General features: G+C 72.0%; 14 protein-coding genes. 7 read left to right on the top strand and 7 right to left on the bottom strand.

Annotated elements, in window-relative coordinates; genetic code table 11:
- Positions 1–10: 10 nt before the first annotated feature.
- The 4 genes from M8C13_RS35630 to M8C13_RS35615 all read right to left on the bottom strand — a co-directional run bounded on the left by M8C13_RS35630 (position 11) and on the right by M8C13_RS35615 (position 3205).
- Entirely contained in the window at positions 11–961 is a 951-nt protein-coding gene (locus M8C13_RS35630) for a hydroxymethylglutaryl-CoA lyase (RefSeq protein WP_252485189.1), read from the bottom strand.
- Positions 961–1491: a PH domain-containing protein gene (locus tag M8C13_RS35625; protein ID WP_252485188.1), complete on the bottom strand. Its 531-nt coding sequence runs from the start codon at positions 1489–1491 to the stop codon at positions 961–963. The genes M8C13_RS35630 and M8C13_RS35625 overlap by 1 nt, the downstream gene beginning before the upstream one ends.
- A gap of 83 nt (positions 1492–1574) precedes the next feature.
- On the bottom strand, positions 1575–2456 hold the full coding sequence (locus M8C13_RS35620) for a biotin--[acetyl-CoA-carboxylase] ligase (protein WP_252485187.1): 882 nt from the start codon (positions 2454–2456) through the stop codon (positions 1575–1577).
- A 35-nt stretch (positions 2457–2491) separates the two neighbouring features.
- Positions 2492–3205 (bottom strand): CAP domain-containing protein, encoded by a 714-nt coding sequence (locus M8C13_RS35615; RefSeq protein WP_252485186.1) that lies wholly within the window; start codon positions 3203–3205, stop codon positions 2492–2494.
- Between the two features lie 207 nt (positions 3206–3412).
- On the opposite strand from M8C13_RS35615, the gene M8C13_RS35610 reads away from it, so the two are divergent.
- Positions 3413–4789, top strand: coding sequence for a sigma-70 family RNA polymerase sigma factor (locus M8C13_RS35610; protein WP_252485185.1), 1377 nt, complete (start codon positions 3413–3415; stop codon positions 4787–4789).
- Here M8C13_RS35610 and M8C13_RS35605 read toward each other — a convergent pair.
- The gene (locus M8C13_RS35605; RefSeq protein ID WP_252485184.1) at positions 4786–5826 is read right to left on the bottom strand and encodes a questin oxidase family protein; all 1041 of its coding nucleotides are present in this window, start codon (positions 5824–5826) and stop codon (positions 4786–4788) included. The genes M8C13_RS35610 and M8C13_RS35605 overlap by 4 nt on opposite strands.
- A 108-nt stretch (positions 5827–5934) precedes the next feature.
- Here M8C13_RS35605 and M8C13_RS35600 point away from each other — a divergent pair, with 108 nt between their 5' ends.
- Both M8C13_RS35600 and M8C13_RS35595 read left to right on the top strand, forming a co-directional pair.
- Entirely contained in the window at positions 5935–7584 is a 1650-nt protein-coding gene (locus tag M8C13_RS35600; protein ID WP_252485183.1) for an acyl-CoA carboxylase subunit beta, read from the top strand.
- 22 nt (positions 7585–7606) lie between these two features.
- Positions 7607–7819 (top strand): acyl-CoA carboxylase subunit epsilon, encoded by a 213-nt coding sequence (locus M8C13_RS35595; RefSeq protein ID WP_252485182.1) that lies wholly within the window; start codon positions 7607–7609, stop codon positions 7817–7819.
- A 9-nt stretch (positions 7820–7828) separates the two neighbouring features.
- Here the strand turns inward: M8C13_RS35595 and M8C13_RS35590 are convergent, their stop codons facing one another.
- Positions 7829–9370, bottom strand: coding sequence for a carboxylesterase/lipase family protein (locus M8C13_RS35590; protein WP_252485181.1), 1542 nt, complete (start codon positions 9368–9370; stop codon positions 7829–7831).
- 146 nt (positions 9371–9516) lie between these two features.
- Here M8C13_RS35590 and M8C13_RS35585 point away from each other — a divergent pair, with 146 nt between their 5' ends.
- On the top strand, positions 9517–11484 hold the full coding sequence (locus M8C13_RS35585) for a Xaa-Pro dipeptidyl-peptidase (protein WP_308202891.1): 1968 nt from the start codon (positions 9517–9519) through the stop codon (positions 11482–11484).
- Positions 11485–11539: 55 nt separating this feature from the next.
- Here the strand turns inward: M8C13_RS35585 and M8C13_RS35580 are convergent, their stop codons facing one another.
- Positions 11540–12685 (bottom strand): ROK family protein, encoded by a 1146-nt coding sequence (locus tag M8C13_RS35580; RefSeq protein WP_252485180.1) that lies wholly within the window; start codon positions 12683–12685, stop codon positions 11540–11542.
- Positions 12686–12758: 73 nt separating this feature from the next.
- Here M8C13_RS35580 and M8C13_RS35575 point away from each other — a divergent pair, with 73 nt between their 5' ends.
- The 3 genes from M8C13_RS35575 (at position 12759) to M8C13_RS45885 (ending at position 15371) form a co-directional block, all read left to right on the top strand.
- Entirely contained in the window at positions 12759–14540 is a 1782-nt protein-coding gene (locus tag M8C13_RS35575) for a glycoside hydrolase family 27 protein (protein ID WP_252485179.1), read from the top strand.
- A gap of 43 nt (positions 14541–14583) precedes the next feature.
- Complete coding sequence (locus M8C13_RS35570) at positions 14584–15216, top strand: nucleoside triphosphate pyrophosphatase (protein WP_252485178.1); 633 nt, start codon at positions 14584–14586, stop codon at positions 15214–15216.
- A 77-nt stretch (positions 15217–15293) separates the two neighbouring features.
- Positions 15294–15371, top strand: a complete 78-nt coding sequence (locus tag M8C13_RS45885) for a putative leader peptide (protein ID WP_374205690.1) — start codon at positions 15294–15296, stop codon at positions 15369–15371.
- Positions 15372–15407: the final 36 nt, after the last annotated feature.

The following is a 15407-nucleotide window of genomic DNA, read 5'->3' as shown; positions in this document are numbered from 1 at the left end:
AGCCGCCCGGTCATTTCGCCAGCGCCCGCACCACCCGGGACGGGCTCGGCCTGCCCAGCTGCTCTGCCATCCACACGCTGGTGGCGACCAGCTGGTCCAGGTCGACGCCGTGCTCGATGCCCATGCCCTCCAGCATCCACACCAGGTCCTCGGTGGCCAGGTTGCCGGTGGCCGACTCCGCGTACGGGCAGCCGCCCAGCCCACCGGCCGAGGAGTCGATCGTGGACACCCCGCAGTACAGCGCGCTCAACGAGTTCGACAGCGCCTGGCCGTAGGTGTCGTGGAAGTGCACCGCCAGCATGGACGGGTCCACGCCTGCCTCGATGAAGCCGCCGAGCACCGCCTCCACGTGGCCGGGCGTGGCCACCCCGATGGTGTCGCCGAGGGAGAGCTGCCAGCAGCCCATCTCCAGCAGCCTGCGGCCGACCTCGACCACCTGCTGCACCGGGACCGGACCTTCCCACGGGTCGCCGAAGCACATCGAGACGTACCCGCGCACCGACATGTCCGCCTCCAGCGCCCTGGAGACCACCGGGTCGAACATGGCGAACTGCACGTCCAGGCTGCTGTTCAGGTTGCGCTGGGCGAAGGTGTCGGTGGCGCTGGCGAAGATCGCGATGTGGTCCACCCCGGCGGCCAGCGCGCGGTCCAGGCCGCGCTCGTTGGGCACCAGCACCGGGTAGATCACCTCGGGCCGCTTGCGCAGCCCGGCCAGCAGCTCCTCGGCGTCGGCCAGCTGCGGCACCCACTTGGGGTGCACGAAGCTGGTCGCCTCCAGCACGGACAGCCCGCTGTCGGCCAGCCGGTCCAGGAACTCCAGCTTGACCTCCACCGGCACCGCGGTCTGCTCGTTCTGCAGCCCGTCGCGGGCGCCGACCTCCCAGATGGTCACCCTGGAGGGCAGCTCCTCGGTGTTCACCGGCAGCACCCTGGCCGGCAGCCCCACCTCACGCGCGCCCATCAGCGGCCTTCCTCGCGCGGCGGCCGGTTGCGGATGAAGTCGTCCTCAGGGTCATCGTTGACCTCCCGGTAGAGCAGGGTGTGCACGCGTTCCACGCCCGGGATGTCGTCGAACTCCAGCGGTTCGTCCGAGGCGGATTCCACGATCAGGGTGCCGCAGCCCAGCACCCGGTCCAGCAGGCCGTGCTTGAACCGGACGCTGTTGATCCGGGACAGCGGGATGTCGATGCCGTTGCGGGTGATCACGCCCTCGCGGACCATGATCCGCTGGGTGGTGACCACGAAGTGGGTGGAGCGCCAGCGCACCAGCGGCACCAGCACGAACACGATGATCACCAGGCCGCCGAGGCAGCCGAGCACGATCCAGCCGGTGTTCGCCCAGCTCAGGTCCTGGACCAGGGCGGCGAGGTAGAGGCAGAGCCCGATGGTGACCAGCAGCACCAGCACCGGGAGGATGAGCGTCTTCCAGTGCGGATGCTTGTGGACCACGACGTGCTCGTTGTCCGCGAGCAGGTCGTCCGGATAGGCCACGGCACTTCCTCCAGGAATGGCACACCGTTCGGTCGACGATCACGGTACCGGCGCACGACGGCGCCGTACGGGAGCGACGGACCCTATCCGGCCACACCTTGCGGTGCCACCGGCCGCAGGTGCACGACGTCACCTGCGGAAACGGGCTTCAGCTGGCCGGTGGTGGTGCGGATCACCAGCCTGCCGTCCAGGTCCACGTCGCTGGCGAAGCCGTTCAGGTTCACCCCGCCCGGCAGCTCGACCCTGACCTGCTTGCCCAGGGTCGCGCAGGCCGAGCGGTAGTCCCCGGCCAGTCCGCACCGGCTCGGATCGCCCTCGGCGGCCCGCCAGTGCGCCTCGGCCCTGGCCAGCTCCTCCAGCAGCCGCACCGTGATGAGCTGCCGGTCCAGGCAGGCGGCCTGCTGCAGCGCGAGCGAGGTCGGCCGCAGCCCGCCGGGCCCGACCGGCAGCTCCTCCCTGGTGTGGTGCACGTTCACGCCGATGCCCAGCACCACCGCCGGTTCCGGCGCGCCGGTGACCACCTCGGCCAGGATGCCGCCGCACTTGGCCAGGTCCGGGCCGACCAGCAGGTCGTTGGGCCACTTCAGCCGGGCCTGCACCTCGCACAGGTCGCCGATGGCGTTGACCACCGCCACCCCGGCCAGCATCACCAGCCAGCCCAGCCGCGGGAAGGGCACGCCCGCCGGCCGGAGCAGCACGCTCAGGTACAGCCCGGCCCTGGGCGGGGAGAACCACTGCCGGTCCTGGTTGCGGCCCCGGCCCGCGGTCTGGGTCTCGGCGATGAGCACCGTCCGGTCCGCCGCGCCGGAGTGCGCGGCGGCGACCAGGTCGGTGTTGGTGGATCCGGTGCAGGAGACGACCTCCAGCGCCGCGTACGGCCCGCCCGGCCGCGCGAGCTTCTCGCGCAGCCCTTCAGCGTCCAGCGGGGGCCGTTCCGCGGGCGCCTGATCGTCCCAGTCACGCACCCGGACAGTGTACGAAAACCCAGGTGAGCGGCCGGTCAGCTGAAGCCGAAGTTCTGGGTCCAGTAGAAGCGGTAGCTGCCGCCCTTGTGCAGGCCGACACCGATCGCCTGGTAGCCGCAGTTGAGGATGTTGGCCCGGTGCCCAGGGCTGTTCATCCAGGACTTCATCACCGCTTCCGGGCTGTTCTGACCTGCGGCGATGTTCTCCCCCGCGCCGCCGGGGTAACCCTCGGCCTTGACCCGGTCGGACGGGGAGCGCCCGTCCTGGGAGGTGTGCGAGAAGTAGTTCTTGGTGGCCATGTCCGCGCTGTGCTTGCGGGCCGCGGTGGCCAGCCGGTCGTCCCAGCGCAGCGCGGCGCAGCCCGCCTTCGCGCGCTCGGCGTCGACCAGCGCGCGCACGGCCTGCTCGGCGGCGTCCCCGGGCGGCGGGTTCGGGGTGCGGCTGGGCGTGGTGGTGCTGGGGCGCGGCTTGGTGGTCGGCTTGGCGCTGGTGGGGGTGGGTGTCGCGCTGGTGGTGGTCGTGGTGGTGCTGCTGCTCGTGCTGGTGCTGGGTTCGGCGCTGGTGGTGCTGGTCTCAGTCGGTTCGGCGGACTCGGACGGGGCAGGGCCACCCACGCCGGAACCGGGGTCGATGATGCCGGCGGAGAGGGGCACCGGAGCCGCCAGTGGCTTGGGCGAGGGCGTCGGTGTGGTCAGCCATGCCGCCACACCCACTCCCGCCGTCACGGCGGCCAGCACGCCGATGGTCATCCGGTTCCGCCGCCACCGTGTGCTCCCTTCATGCGCGGTCACTAGTCCAGGGGTCCTTCCGGGTTGCCGGATACGGGCAGTGGCTGGGCCCGAGCAGGGGTGCGGGCCCAGCCACTCATCTGGAGGACGGAAAATCGCCCGGAGGGATTACGGTCTGACCCGAAAAGTCCGGGAAAGGTTTGGCACTCGCGTCCGGAGGCCCCGCTCGTGCAGACCCAGGAACCCACTGACGCGGAGCTGGTCCGCGCGGCCGCGGCCGGTGCAGGCCAGGCGTTCGCGACCCTCTACGCCCGGCACCGGCCCTCGGTGTTCGCCTTCGTGCTGCGGCTGGCCAGGGACGGGCACCTGGCCGAGGACATCACCCAGGAAGCCTTCGTCACCGCCCTGCGCAACCTCGCTGACCTGCGCGAACCCGAGCGTTTCCGGCCCTGGCTGGTGAGCATCGCGCACCGCGCCGCGCTGGACCACCTGCGCAAGCCGGGTCCCGCGCTGATGCCGGAGCTGCCCGAGCTGGTCGCCGGCGAGGCCTCCCCCGCCGAGGCCGCGGCCGCGCACGAGGCGGCCCGGCTGGTCTGGGACGCCGCGGCCAGCCTGGAGCCGCGGCAGCTCGCGGTGCTGGAGCTGACGGTGCGGGAAGGTCTTTCCGGCACCGAGCTGGCCGAGGCGCTGGACGTGCGGGCGAACCACGCCGCGGTGCTCGCCCACCGGGCCCGTTCCGCGCTGGGCAACGCGGTCCGGATGCTGCTGCTGGCCCGCAACCCGCGCCGCTGCCCCCGGCTGGCCGAGCTGGTGCCCGGCAAGCCGCGCTCGCTGTCGCTGCCGCAGCGGATGAGCGTGGACCGGCACCTGCGCCGCTGCCCGCAGTGCCGGGACCTGGCCGGTCGCCTGACCAGGCCGCTGGCCGTGCTGGGCGCGCTGTTCGCCGCCGCGGTGCCCGCCGACCACCCGGCGCTGCTGCCGGTGCACGCCGGGCACTCGATGGCGTTCAAGGCCTCCGTGCCGGTCGCGCTGGCCGCCGCGCTGAGCCTGGGCTACTACCTGCTGCCGCACCCGGTCCAGCCGCCGCAGGCCGCCCCGCCCGCGCCCGCGACCAGCACCACGACCACCACCGTCGAACCCGCCACGACCACGCCGCCCCCGCCCAGCAGCAGCACCCCGCCGACCTCGACCACCCGCCCGAAACCCAGCCCGACCACCACCACCCCCGCCCCGGCCGGTCCGGGCGAACAGCTCACGGTGCTGATCAACGAGCGCCGGTCCGCCGCTGGCTGCCAGCCGCTGCGCCAGGACCCGAGGCTGACCACCGCGGCCCGCCAGCACAGCGCGGACATGATGAAGCACAACTACATCGGCATGACCGGCCCGGACGGCACCTCGGTCGAGGAGCGGGCCAGGGCGGCGGGCTACCAGCGGACCGCGGGCGCCTACGTGGCCGCCTCCAGGGAGTCGGCCAGGGAGATGGCGCCCACGGTCGCGGACGGCGACTCACCGGCGCTGCGCTGCGACCTGCGCTCGGTGGGCGTCAGCCGGGTGGTCGGCGGTGAGTGCGGTTACTACTGGACCGTGATCTACGGCCGCGCTTAGGGCCAGCGGTCCGCCATCGCGTAGGCGGCATGCAGCAGGGCGGCGTCACCGGTGCGGGCGTGCTCGCGGAAGGCGGCCTCGGTCAGCTTGATCACGTGCGCGTCCCCGGAGGCCACCGCCCGCTCCACCAGCGTCTCCGCCACCGGCGGCTCCGCCAGCACCACGTCCAGCCCGTCCAGCCGCTCCGGCGAGAACGCGGCCACGATGCCGCCGACCACCTGCCAGGACGCGGCCACCGCCGGCGCGGCGAACTCGGCGGGCAGGTGCGGCAGCACCAGCCGGACCGCGGCAGGCCCGGTGACCGCGTGGCAGAACTCGATCGGCGCGTCCGGCCGGGCCAGGAACACCCTGGCGGCGGCGCTGATCAGCTCGTCCAGCACCGCGTCGGGGGCTTCCGGTGCGCCGTAGCGGTCCAGCCCTTCGGCGAACCCGGCCAACCCGTCCAGGTGCGCGAGGTCGCCGCTGATGCCACCGCCGTGGCCGATCTGGTCCGGGGTGAGCCGGGGCAGCCGGGAGATGGCCACGCCCAGCGGGTCCGGGCCGCGCAGCGCGGGTGAGCCGGGCAGCTCCTGGTAGCGGGCGGCCCAGAAGCCGAGGCCCTTTGCCAGCTCGTCCACCAGCATCGGGTGCGGTCCGGCCAGCGTCAGCGCGCGGACCCCGTGCGCGGTGCGGATCACCCCGTGGGTGGCGCTGGCGGCCAGTCCGGGCAGCAGCCGCGGCCACCAGGCGCGCAGCACCTCCAGCCAGTCCCGCTCGGCCAGCTCGCGGCGGAACAGCGCGGTCCAGTCACCGAGCCGGCTGAGGTCGCCGAGGTGTTCCCGCCAGTCCGCCGCGTCCAGCCGGAACCGCTCCGGCGGCTCGGGTTCCAGGATCGGCCGGTAGAGCCGGGTCCAGCCGGGAGCGGCCCCGGCCACGCCGAGGGCGACCAGCGCTTCGGCCGCCATCGGGCCGTGGTTGGCCAGGTAGCCGCGGCGCTCGGCCCCGGTGCCCGCGAGCAGTTCCAGGCTTTCCAGGAGTTTGTCCAGGTCAGAAGTCATCTGCCCACGATCGGATCTCCAGTGCGGTGGAGGTCAAGGGTGAACCTGGACGTGACATGGGCTACGGGCCGGTAGCTTCCGCGGTGATGCTGGTTACGCTGCCGGGTCATGAGCAGTGCCACCGCGCCGATGGGGCAGCCGCTGGAGTCCGCCCCGGCCGAACCGGACATCCACACCACGGCAGGCAAGCTGGCCGACCTGTACCGGCGCAACGAGGACGCGGTGCACGCCGGGTCGGCGCGGGCGGTGGAACGGCAGCACGCCAAGGGCAAGATGACCGCCCGCGAGCGGATCGACCTGCTGCTGGACCCCGGCTCCTTCGTGGAGCTGGACGAGCTGGCGCGGCACCGCTCGACCAACTTCGGCCAGGAGAAGAACCGGCCCTACGGCGACGGCGTGGTCACCGGCTACGGCACCGTGGACGGGCGGCCGGTCTGCGTGTTCAGCCAGGACGTGACCGTCTTCGGCGGCTCGCTGGGCGAGGTCTACGGCGAGAAGATCGTCAAGGTGATGGACCTGGCGCTCAAGACCGGGCGGCCGATCGTGGGCATCAACGAGGGCGGCGGCGCGCGGATCCAGGAGGGCGTGGTCTCCCTCGGGCTCTACGGCGAGATCTTCCGGCGCAACACGCTGGCCTCCGGCGTCATCCCGCAGATCTCGCTGATCATGGGCGCGGCCGCGGGCGGGCACGTGTACTCCCCCGCGCTGACCGACTTCACCGTGATGGTGGACCAGACCTCGCACATGTTCATCACCGGCCCGGACGTGATCAAGACCGTCACCGGTGAGGACGTCGGCTTCGAGGAGCTGGGCGGCGGGCGCACGCACAACACCAAGTCCGGCAACGCGCACTACCTGGGCAGCGACGAGCAGGACGCGATCTCCTACGTCAAGGCGCTGCTGTCCTACCTGCCCTCGAACAACCTCTCCGAGGCCCCGGCCTACCCGGGTCCCGGTCTCACCGAGGCTTCCATCGCCGACTCGCTGACCGAGGAGGACCGGGAGCTGGACACGCTCATCCCGGACTCGGCGAACCAGCCCTACGACATGCACGAGGTGCTCACCAGGGTCCTCGACGACGGCGAGTTCCTGGAAGTGCAGCCGCTGTTCGCGCCGAACATCCTGATCGGCTTCGGCCGGGTGGACGGGCAGAGCGTGGGCGTGGTGGCCAACCAGCCGACCCAGTTCGCCGGCTGCCTGGACATCGACGCCAGCGAGAAGGCCGCCCGGTTCGTGCGCACCTGCGACGCGTTCAACCTGCCGGTGCTGACCTTCGTGGACGTGCCGGGCTTCCTGCCGGGCACCGACCAGGAGTGGAACGGCATCATCCGGCGCGGCGCCAAGCTGATCTACGCCTACGCCGAGGCCACCGTGCCGCTGGTCACCGTGATCACCCGCAAGGCCTACGGCGGCGCCTACGACGTGATGGGCTCCAAGCACCTGGGCGCGGACGTGAACCTGGCCTGGCCCACCGCGCAGATCGCGGTGATGGGCGCGCAGGGCGCGGCCAACATCGTGCACCGCAAGACCCTGGCCCAGGCGGCCGAGCGCGGCGAGGACGTGGACGCGCTGCGCGCCCAGCTCCAGCAGGAGTACGAGGACACCCTGTGCAACCCGTACGTGGCCGCCGAACGCGGTTACGTGGACTCGGTGATCCCGCCCTCCTACACCCGCGGCTACGTGGCCCGCGCGCTGAACCTGTTGCGGGACAAGCGGGAGACCCTGCCGCCGAAGAAGCACGGGAACATCCCACTGTGAGCCCGGCCGAGGAGGGGCAGGCATGACCGAGCGCCCACTGTTGCGCGTGGTCCGGGGCACCCCGGACGACGCCGAGCTGGCCGCGCTGACCGCGGTGGTGGCGGGTTTGGCGAGCGCGCCCAGCGCCGAGCCGGCGCCCCAGCCGCGTTCGGCCTGGGGCGATCCGGCCCGGCTGCACCGGCCGCCGCTGCGGCCGGGACCGGGCGCCTGGCGGGCGTCCGGCCTGCCGCGCTGAGCAAGGGCCTCAGCGCAGTCCGCGCCAGAACTCCAGCCGGTGCTGCGCCGGGAAGTCCACCTGCCGGGTGGCCTCTCCCGGCGCCAGCGCCTGCACGTACTTCGCGGTGCCGAACTCCTCCCACCTCGGCAGGCCAGGCCCGTTCGGGTCGCCGGTGCGGGCGAAGTTGGCCCAGTACTTGAGCATCCGCTCCGACAGCTCCCGCTGCCCCGGCTTGGCCTTGTCCCGGAAACCCTTGTCCGGGAACAGGTACGGGGTGTCCGCGGCGTGGAAAGCCCCTGGTGGCAACGATTGCGGGAACGGCAGGTAGCTCGGCGCCTCCCGGTCGGCGAAGGAGTAGGCGAAGGTCTTGCCGCGCTGGGCGCCCAGTTCGGCCTGCTCGAACGCGGCGGTGGCCCACAGCCCGTCGGTGAGCACCGCGGACCAGGCCAGCGCCGGTGACTCGAACTGGCTCAGCGGGTACTCGCGCAGGATCCGGTCCGCCTTGGCGCCAAAGGCTTCCGCCACCAGCTTCGGGTACTCCGCCGCGCTCAGCTCGCCGCGGAACAGGCCGACGAAGGTCCGGTGCTCGTCCCTGGTGATCCCGGTGACCAGCGGCACCGGCTGGGCCTTGCCCGCGCGCAGCGCCGCGGCGGGCAGCTCGGGCAGCACCTCGCCGCCGTAGGCGTAGCTCTGGAACAGCCGCATCAGCGGGAACAGCTTGTCCACCGGCAGCTTGCGCAGGCAGTCCAGGTCCGCGCAGCCCAGCTCGCCGGCCATGGCCGCGCCCAGCTGTTCGGTCTCGGCCAGCGAGCGCCACATGAACCAGTCCACCGCCGGGATGCCGGGGTTGACCGCGCCCGCGGGCAGCGGCATCAGCGCCTCTCCACTGTGGACGGAGGCCCGCTGGAAGAGTCCTTGCGCCCCAGGCGAAACCAGGTGCGCGCTGATCGAGGAGCCGCCGTAGGAGGAACCGATCACGGTGACGTTGCCCGGATCCCCGCCGAACGCGCCGATGTTCTGCTTGACCCAGCGCAGCGCGGCCTGCTGGTCGGCCAGCCCGAAGGTGCCCGAGCCGGCCAGCCCCGGAAAGCCGAAGCCGCCGAACACGCCGAGCCGGTAGTTGATCGTCACCACCACCGCGTCGCCCGCGGTGGCCAGTGGCACGCCGTCGAAGAGCGCGCCCGAGCCGACCACGCCGTCGCCGTGGATCCACACCAGCACCGGCTTCCGCTCACCCGAACGTGGTGTGGTCACGTTGAGGTACAGGCAGTCCTCGGTGGTGCTGCCGGTCTTGGCGTACTCGGTGCCCTCCTGCGGGCAGGCGTTGCCCGGCCGGTCCGCCGCCCTGGTGCCGGTCCAGGCCGCCACCGGCTTCGGTGGCTGCCAGCGCAGCTCGCCCACCGGCGGTGCGGCGTACGGGATCCCCTGGTAGCTCAGGTGATCCGCGGCCACCACGCCGCGCAGCTCGCCCGCCTCGGTCCGCACCACCGCCGTCGGCTCCGGTGGCGCGCCCGCGCATCCCGCCAGCAGCAGCGCCGCCAGCGCCAGTCCCGCTGTTCGTCCGCTCATGTCTCCCCCGATCCGCGATCTCGATGACCTCAATCGGAAGCTAGCGCCAAGGGGGCAGTACAGGTGTCGCCCAATAGTCCGGACAGTTGGACCTGGCAACTGAACAGAACTGGCCCTAGCGTTCACGCAGATCACAGGAGGTGTTCGTGACCCACCGCCGACCTTCGCGCGCCCTCATCGCGCTGCTGGCCACCGTGGCCAGTGGCATCGGCGCGCTGACCTTCGTGCCCGCCGCCAGTGCCGCCGCCGAGCAGGCCTTCCAGCTCCGGTCCGGGGTCAGCGACCCCATCTACTCCTATGCGAACGCCATCCGCGAGACCGTGTACGTGCCCACCGGGTTCGACCTGGACGGGGACAACGTGATCGACCGGGTGGCCGCGGACATCATCCGGCCTTCGGAAGCCGCCCAGCAGGGCAAGAAGGTCCCGGTGATCATGGACGCGAGTCCGTACTACGACAACCTGGGCCGGGGCAACGAGAGCGAGAAGAAGACCTACAACGGCCAGCAGCCGTTGGGCTTCCCGCTGTTCTACGACAACTACTTCGTGCCGCGCGGGTACGCGGTGGTGCTGGTCGACCTGGCCGGGACCACTCGTTCGGAGGGTTGCAGCGACATCGGCGGCAAGTCCGACGTGGCCTCGGCCAAGAAGGTCATCGACTGGCTCAACGGCAGCGCCGACGGCTTCACCACCAAGGCCGGCAACGTGAAGGCCTCCGCCGCCTGGAGCACCGGCGCCACCGGCATGATCGGCAAGTCCTACGACGGCACCATCGCCAACGGCGTGGCCGCCACCGGCGTGCCCGGCCTGAAGACCATCGTGCCGATCGGCGCGATCAGCTCCTGGTACGACTACTACCGCAGCGACGGCGTGTCCTTCGGCTTCAACCCGGTCGGCCTGGCCAACACGGTGGAGAAGGGCGGCCGCGCGGACTGCGGCGCGCAGAAGACCAAGCTCACCAACGGCGCGACCAGCAACGGCGACTACAACGCCTTCTGGGCCGAACGCGACTACCTGCCGAACGCGAGCAAGGTCAAGGCCAGCGTGTTCGTCGTGCACGGCCAGGGCGACCTGAACGTCAAGGCGCTGCACTACGGGCAGTGGTGGGACAAGCTGGCCGCGGCCGGGGTCACCCGCAAGATCTGGCTGACCCAGGCCGGGCACGTGGACCCGTTCGACTTCCGCCGCTCGGTGTGGGTGGACACCCTGCACCGCTGGTTCGACCGCTGGCTGCTGGGCGTGAACAACGGCATCGAGAACGAGCCGCAGGCCACCATCGAGCGCGCCCCCGACACCTGGGTGAACGAGCCGACCTGGCCGCTGGCCGGAACCGAACAGGTGAACCTGCGCATCCGCAAGGGCCAGGTCGCCGGGCTCGGCCTGCTGGGCACCACCCAGGCCACCCCCGGCAGCACCGAGAAGTTCACCGACACCGCGGGCCAGAACTCGGCGAACTGGGCGGCCAACCCGAACGCCGCCTCCACCGCGCGCACCCTGTTCAGCACCGGTCCGCTGACCAAGGACCTGCGCATCTCGGGCACCGGCTCGGTGACCGTGCGGGTCACCCCGACCACCTCCACCGCGCACCTGAGCGCGGTGCTGGTGGACTACGGCCCGGCGACCATCCGCAACTACGCGGGCTCCGGCGAGGGCATCAGCACGCTGGCCAACGAGTCCTGCTGGGGCGAGTCCACGCCAGGCGACAACGGTTGCTACAAGAACACCGCGACCACCACCACGAACGTGGGCCTTGAGGTCTTCGCCAGGGGCTGGGCCGACCTGGCCAACTCCGAGTCGCTGACCAGCCAGACCCCGATCGTGCCCGGTCAGGCCCGCACCATGACCTTCAGGCTGGCCAGCACCGACCACGTGATCCCCAAGGGCCACCGGCTCGCGGTGATCATCGCGGGCACCGACGCCGGCCGGATCGTGGCCCCGGCCAACCGCCCGACGGTGACCATCGACCTGGGCCGCTCCTTCGTGACCCTGCCGGTCGTGGGCGGCGCGGGCCAGGTGCCGCCGGCCGCGCCGGACGCGCTGACCCCTGACCTGCCCGGTCACCTCCCGCAGCTGGACCTGGGCGGGAACCAGAACGGCGACTTCGTGCGGCGCTGACAACCCCACACGAATCACCAACGGCGGGGCGTCCCTCCCTCGGGGCGCCCCGTCGTCATGCCCGGCTGAGCAGGGCCTCGATGCCCACCACCGCCGCGCCGCGCGCCCAGTCCTCGAAGGACAGCGGCCGCAACTCCAGCGCGCACCGGGCGGCCGCGCCGAAGGCGTGGACGGCGAAGGTCTCCCGCAGGCGTTCGCCGAGCAGGTCGTAGGCGGCCAGTCCCTCGCCGGAGACCACGATCCGCTCCGGGCCGACCAGGTTGGCCAGCGCCGCCAGCCCCAAGCCGATGGCGTGCCCGGCCTCGGCGAAGACCGCCCGCAGCGGCTGGTCCCCGGCCCGCGCGGCGGCCACCGCCTCGGCCATGGTCAGCTCGGTGCCGGACACCTCGCGGGATCTGGCCAGGATGGCCCGCTCGGCGGCCACCGCCTCCACGCAGCCGGTCCGGCCGCACGGGCAGCGCGGTCCGTCGGCGACCACCGGCACGTGCCCCAGCTCCCCGGCCACCCCGTGCGCACCGGCCACCAGCGCGCCATTGACCACCAGCCCGCAGCCGACCCCGGTGCCCACCGTGACCAGTGCGAACGAGCTGGCGCCCAGCCCGCTGCCGAACCAGCGCTCGGCCGCGGTGAGCGCCTTGACGTCGTTCTCCACCAGCACCGTCAGCCCGGTGGCCGCGGCCAGCCGCGCGCCGAGGTCCACCTCGGTCCAGCCCAGGAACGGCGAGGACCGCACCACCCCGGCGGCCCGGTCGATGTCCCCGGAGACCGCGACCCCCAGGGTGCGCACCCGCTGGCGGCGGCCCGGCTCGGCCAGCAGTTCCTCCACCAGCGCGGCGAGCGCGGGCACCACGGCCTCGGGCGTGCAGGCGGCCAGCGCGCGCCGGGTGCTGGCGCGGACCCCGGCGCGCAGGTCGGTGACCACCGCGATCAGCTCGGCCGCGGTGACCTTGACGCCGAGGAAGAACTCCCGGTCCGCCCTGATCGCCAGCGGGCTGCGCGGGCGGCCGCGGCCGGAGGGGTCCTCGGCCCGTTCCTCCACCAGGTAGCCGTTGTCCAGGAACGGCCGGGTGGCCTTGGTGACCGTGGCCGAGGACAGGCCGGTCAGCTCGCCGATCTCCACCCTGGACAGCGGGCCCCTGGTCAGGACGGTGGTGAAGACCAGCGCGCCGGCCGGGGTGGACTGAGGGCTGTTGTCTGGCACACCCTGATGCTAATTTTCCTTCCCAAGGAAATTAAACCACCGTCCGGTCCCCGCCAGTGAAGGGTCAGCAACGATGCGGTCCTTACCCCGACTCCTGCTCGCGCTCGGCCTCGTCGCCGCCGGGCTCGGTGGCGCCGCGCAGGCCGCGCCCACTGTCCCCACGCTGGCCGCCTTGCCCGCCGACGCGCCTGCCGTGCGGCCGTACATGGGCTGGAGCAGCTGGAGCCTCCAGACCACCTCCTACCCGGGGGTCAACCCCAAGGGGCGAGCCAGCTTCCTCACCGAGGCCAACGTGCTCAAGCAGGCCGAGGTGCTGGCCCGCGACCTCAAGCAGTACGGCTACGACTACGTCAACATCGACGCGGGCTGGTGGCACACCTGGGGCTGGGTGCCGCAGTTCGACGAGTACGGCAGGCCCAAGGCCGATGCGGAGAAGTTCCCGCGCGGCATCAAGTGGCTCTCCGAGCAGCTGCACCGCAAGGGCCTGAAGTTCGGCATCTACCAGCCCGTCGGCCTGCAGAAGGAGGCCTTCGGCCTGGACCAGGCCAACCGGCGGAACTTCCCCATCCACGGCGCGCCCGGCTGCACCGGCAACGACATCGTCTACCCGGACTGGCGCACCACCAACGGCTGGGACAACGCCTACAAGATCGACTTCGCCAAACCCTGCGCGCAGAAGTACATCGACTCGATCACCACGATGTTCGGCGACTGGCAGGTGGACTTCTTCAAGCTGGACGGCGTCGGCCCCGGCTTGTGGAAGGAAGGCCCCAACTACGACAACCGCCCGGACGTGGCGGCCTGGCGCAAGGGCCTGGACAAGACCGGCCGCAAGGTCATCCTGGAGATCTCCTGGTCGGTCGACATCAAGGCGATCGACTTCTGGAAAGAGCACGCCACCGGCTGGCGGATCAACACCGACGTGGAGTGCTACTGCCCGACCCTGGTCACCTGGCAGAACTCGGTGGACGACCGGTTCGCCGACCTGCCGCAGTGGCTCCAGCACACCCGGCCCGGCCAGTGGCACGACCTGGACACGCTCAACGTGGGCAACGGCGTGATGGACGGCCTCACCCCGGAGGAGCGGCGCAGCTACCTGACGCTGTGGGCGGTCACCAACGCCCCGCTCTACATCGGTGACGACCTCACCCAGCTGGACAGCTTCGGCAAGTCGCTGCTGACCAACCGCGAGGTGCTGGCGATCAACCAGAACGGCATGCCCGCCAAGCCGGTGCGCACCGGGGTGGACCAGCAGGTCTGGTCGGTCAAGAACGCCGACGGCAGCCACACCGTGGCCCTGTTCAACCTGGGCGGCGCGAAAGCCCCGGTGGACGCGGTCTTCGCCGAACTGGGCATCACCGGCCCTGCCCAGATCCGCGACGTCTGGGCGGGCGCGGACCTGGGCACTTTCCAGCACGGCTTCACCGCCGAGGTGCCCACCCACGGCACCCGGCTGCTCAAGATCACTTCGGGCGGGCGGCCCACCGGCGTCGAGGCCGAGGCGGCCGAGAGCGTGCTCACCGGCGGCGCGAAGGTCTCCGACTGCGCCGGCTGCTCGGGCGGCCGCAAGGTCGGCGACCTGGGCAACGGCTCGGTCACCCTGCACGGGATCACCGTCCCCCGCGCCGGCGGCTACACCGTGCGGGTGGGTTACGTCTCCGGCGACCCGAGGGCGTTCGCGGTCGGCGTGAACGGGGCGGCGAACATCAACTTCGACCTGCCGCCCACCGGCGGCTGGGGCACCCCGGGCGTGGCCGAGATCGTGGTCCGGCTCAAGGCCGGCGCGAACTCGCTGAAGTTCAGCAATCCCGGCAACCACGCACCGGACCTGGACCGCGTCGAGGTCGTGCGGTAAACGCTGATCGACGCGCACGGCCGGGCAACTAAGCTGCCCGGCCGTGCGCTTTGTTCTGGCTTCCCAGTCCCCCGCCCGTCTCAACGTGCTCCGCACCGCGGGCATCGAACCCGTCGTGCACGTCTCCGGCGTTGACGAGGACGCGGTGGCCGCCGCCCTGCCCGACCCCAAGCCGGCCGAGGTGGTCGTCGCGCTGGCCGCGGCCAAGGCCGAGGCGGTGCTGCCCACGGTGGCCGCCGAGCTCGACGAGGCGGTGGTGGTCGGCTGCGACTCGATGCTGCTGATGGACACCCCGGACGGGCCGCAGATCGTCGGCAAGCCGGCCAGCACCGAGATCGCCCGGCAGCGCTGGCGGCTGATGGCCGGGCGCAGCGGCGAGCTGCTCACCGGGCACGCGGTCGTCCGGCTCAGCGGCGGCCAGGCGGTGGCCCGCGCGCAGGAGACCATGTCCACCACGGTGCGCTGGTCCGCGCCCAGCGAGGCCGAGCTGGAGGCGTACCTGGCCAGCGGCGAGCCGCTGCACGTGGCCGGTGGGTTCACCCTGGACGGGCTGGGCGGCTGGTTCGTCGAGGGCATCGACGGCGACCACGGCAGCGTGATCGGGATCAGCCTGCCGCTGACCCGCAGGCTGCTGGCCGCGGTCGGCGTCTCGGTCGTTGATCTCTGGGCCAAATAGCCTGCTCAACGTGACTGTCCTCACCCGTTCGAAGGACAAGGAAGACGTGAGGGAGTTTTAGAGTTCTACCCATCGTCATGGGCATCCGATGGTTCTTCACCGAGCGCCGCCACGTCGACCTGGGTCGGCTGGCGAGTTCGCTCTGTCCGGCCTGAGCCGCACCCCCGCTCAGTCCCGACCCATCGCCAACC

This window comes from Crossiella sp. SN42 (assembly GCF_023897065.1).
In the GTDB taxonomy this organism is placed as follows: domain Bacteria; phylum Actinomycetota; class Actinomycetes; order Mycobacteriales; family Pseudonocardiaceae; genus Crossiella.
Note: the sequence above shows the minus strand (reverse complement) of the source record. Positions and strands in the feature narration are given on the sequence as shown.

Bases quoted from the DNA above. Each gene is read 5' to 3' on its own strand.
- M8C13_RS35630 (WP_252485189.1), bottom strand. From the start codon at position 961: ATGGGCGCGCGTGAGGTGGGGCTGCCGGCCAGGGTGCTGCCGGTGAAC.
- M8C13_RS35615 (WP_252485186.1), bottom strand. From the start codon at position 3,205: ATGACCATCGGCGTGCTGGCCGCCGTGACGGCGGGAGTGGGTGTGGCG.
- M8C13_RS35605 (WP_252485184.1), bottom strand. From the start codon at position 5,826: ATGACTTCTGACCTGGACAAACTCCTGGAAAGCCTGGAACTGCTCGCG.
- M8C13_RS35600 (WP_252485183.1), top strand. From the start codon at position 5,935: ATGAGCAGTGCCACCGCGCCGATGGGGCAGCCGCTGGAGTCCGCCCCG.
- M8C13_RS35595 (WP_252485182.1), top strand. From the start codon at position 7,607: ATGACCGAGCGCCCACTGTTGCGCGTGGTCCGGGGCACCCCGGACGAC.
- M8C13_RS35590 (WP_252485181.1), bottom strand. From the start codon at position 9,370: ATGAGCGGACGAACAGCGGGACTGGCGCTGGCGGCGCTGCTGCTGGCG.
- M8C13_RS35575 (WP_252485179.1), top strand. From the start codon at position 12,759: ATGCGGTCCTTACCCCGACTCCTGCTCGCGCTCGGCCTCGTCGCCGCC.
- M8C13_RS45885 (WP_374205690.1), top strand. From the start codon at position 15,294: ATGGGCATCCGATGGTTCTTCACCGAGCGCCGCCACGTCGACCTGGGT.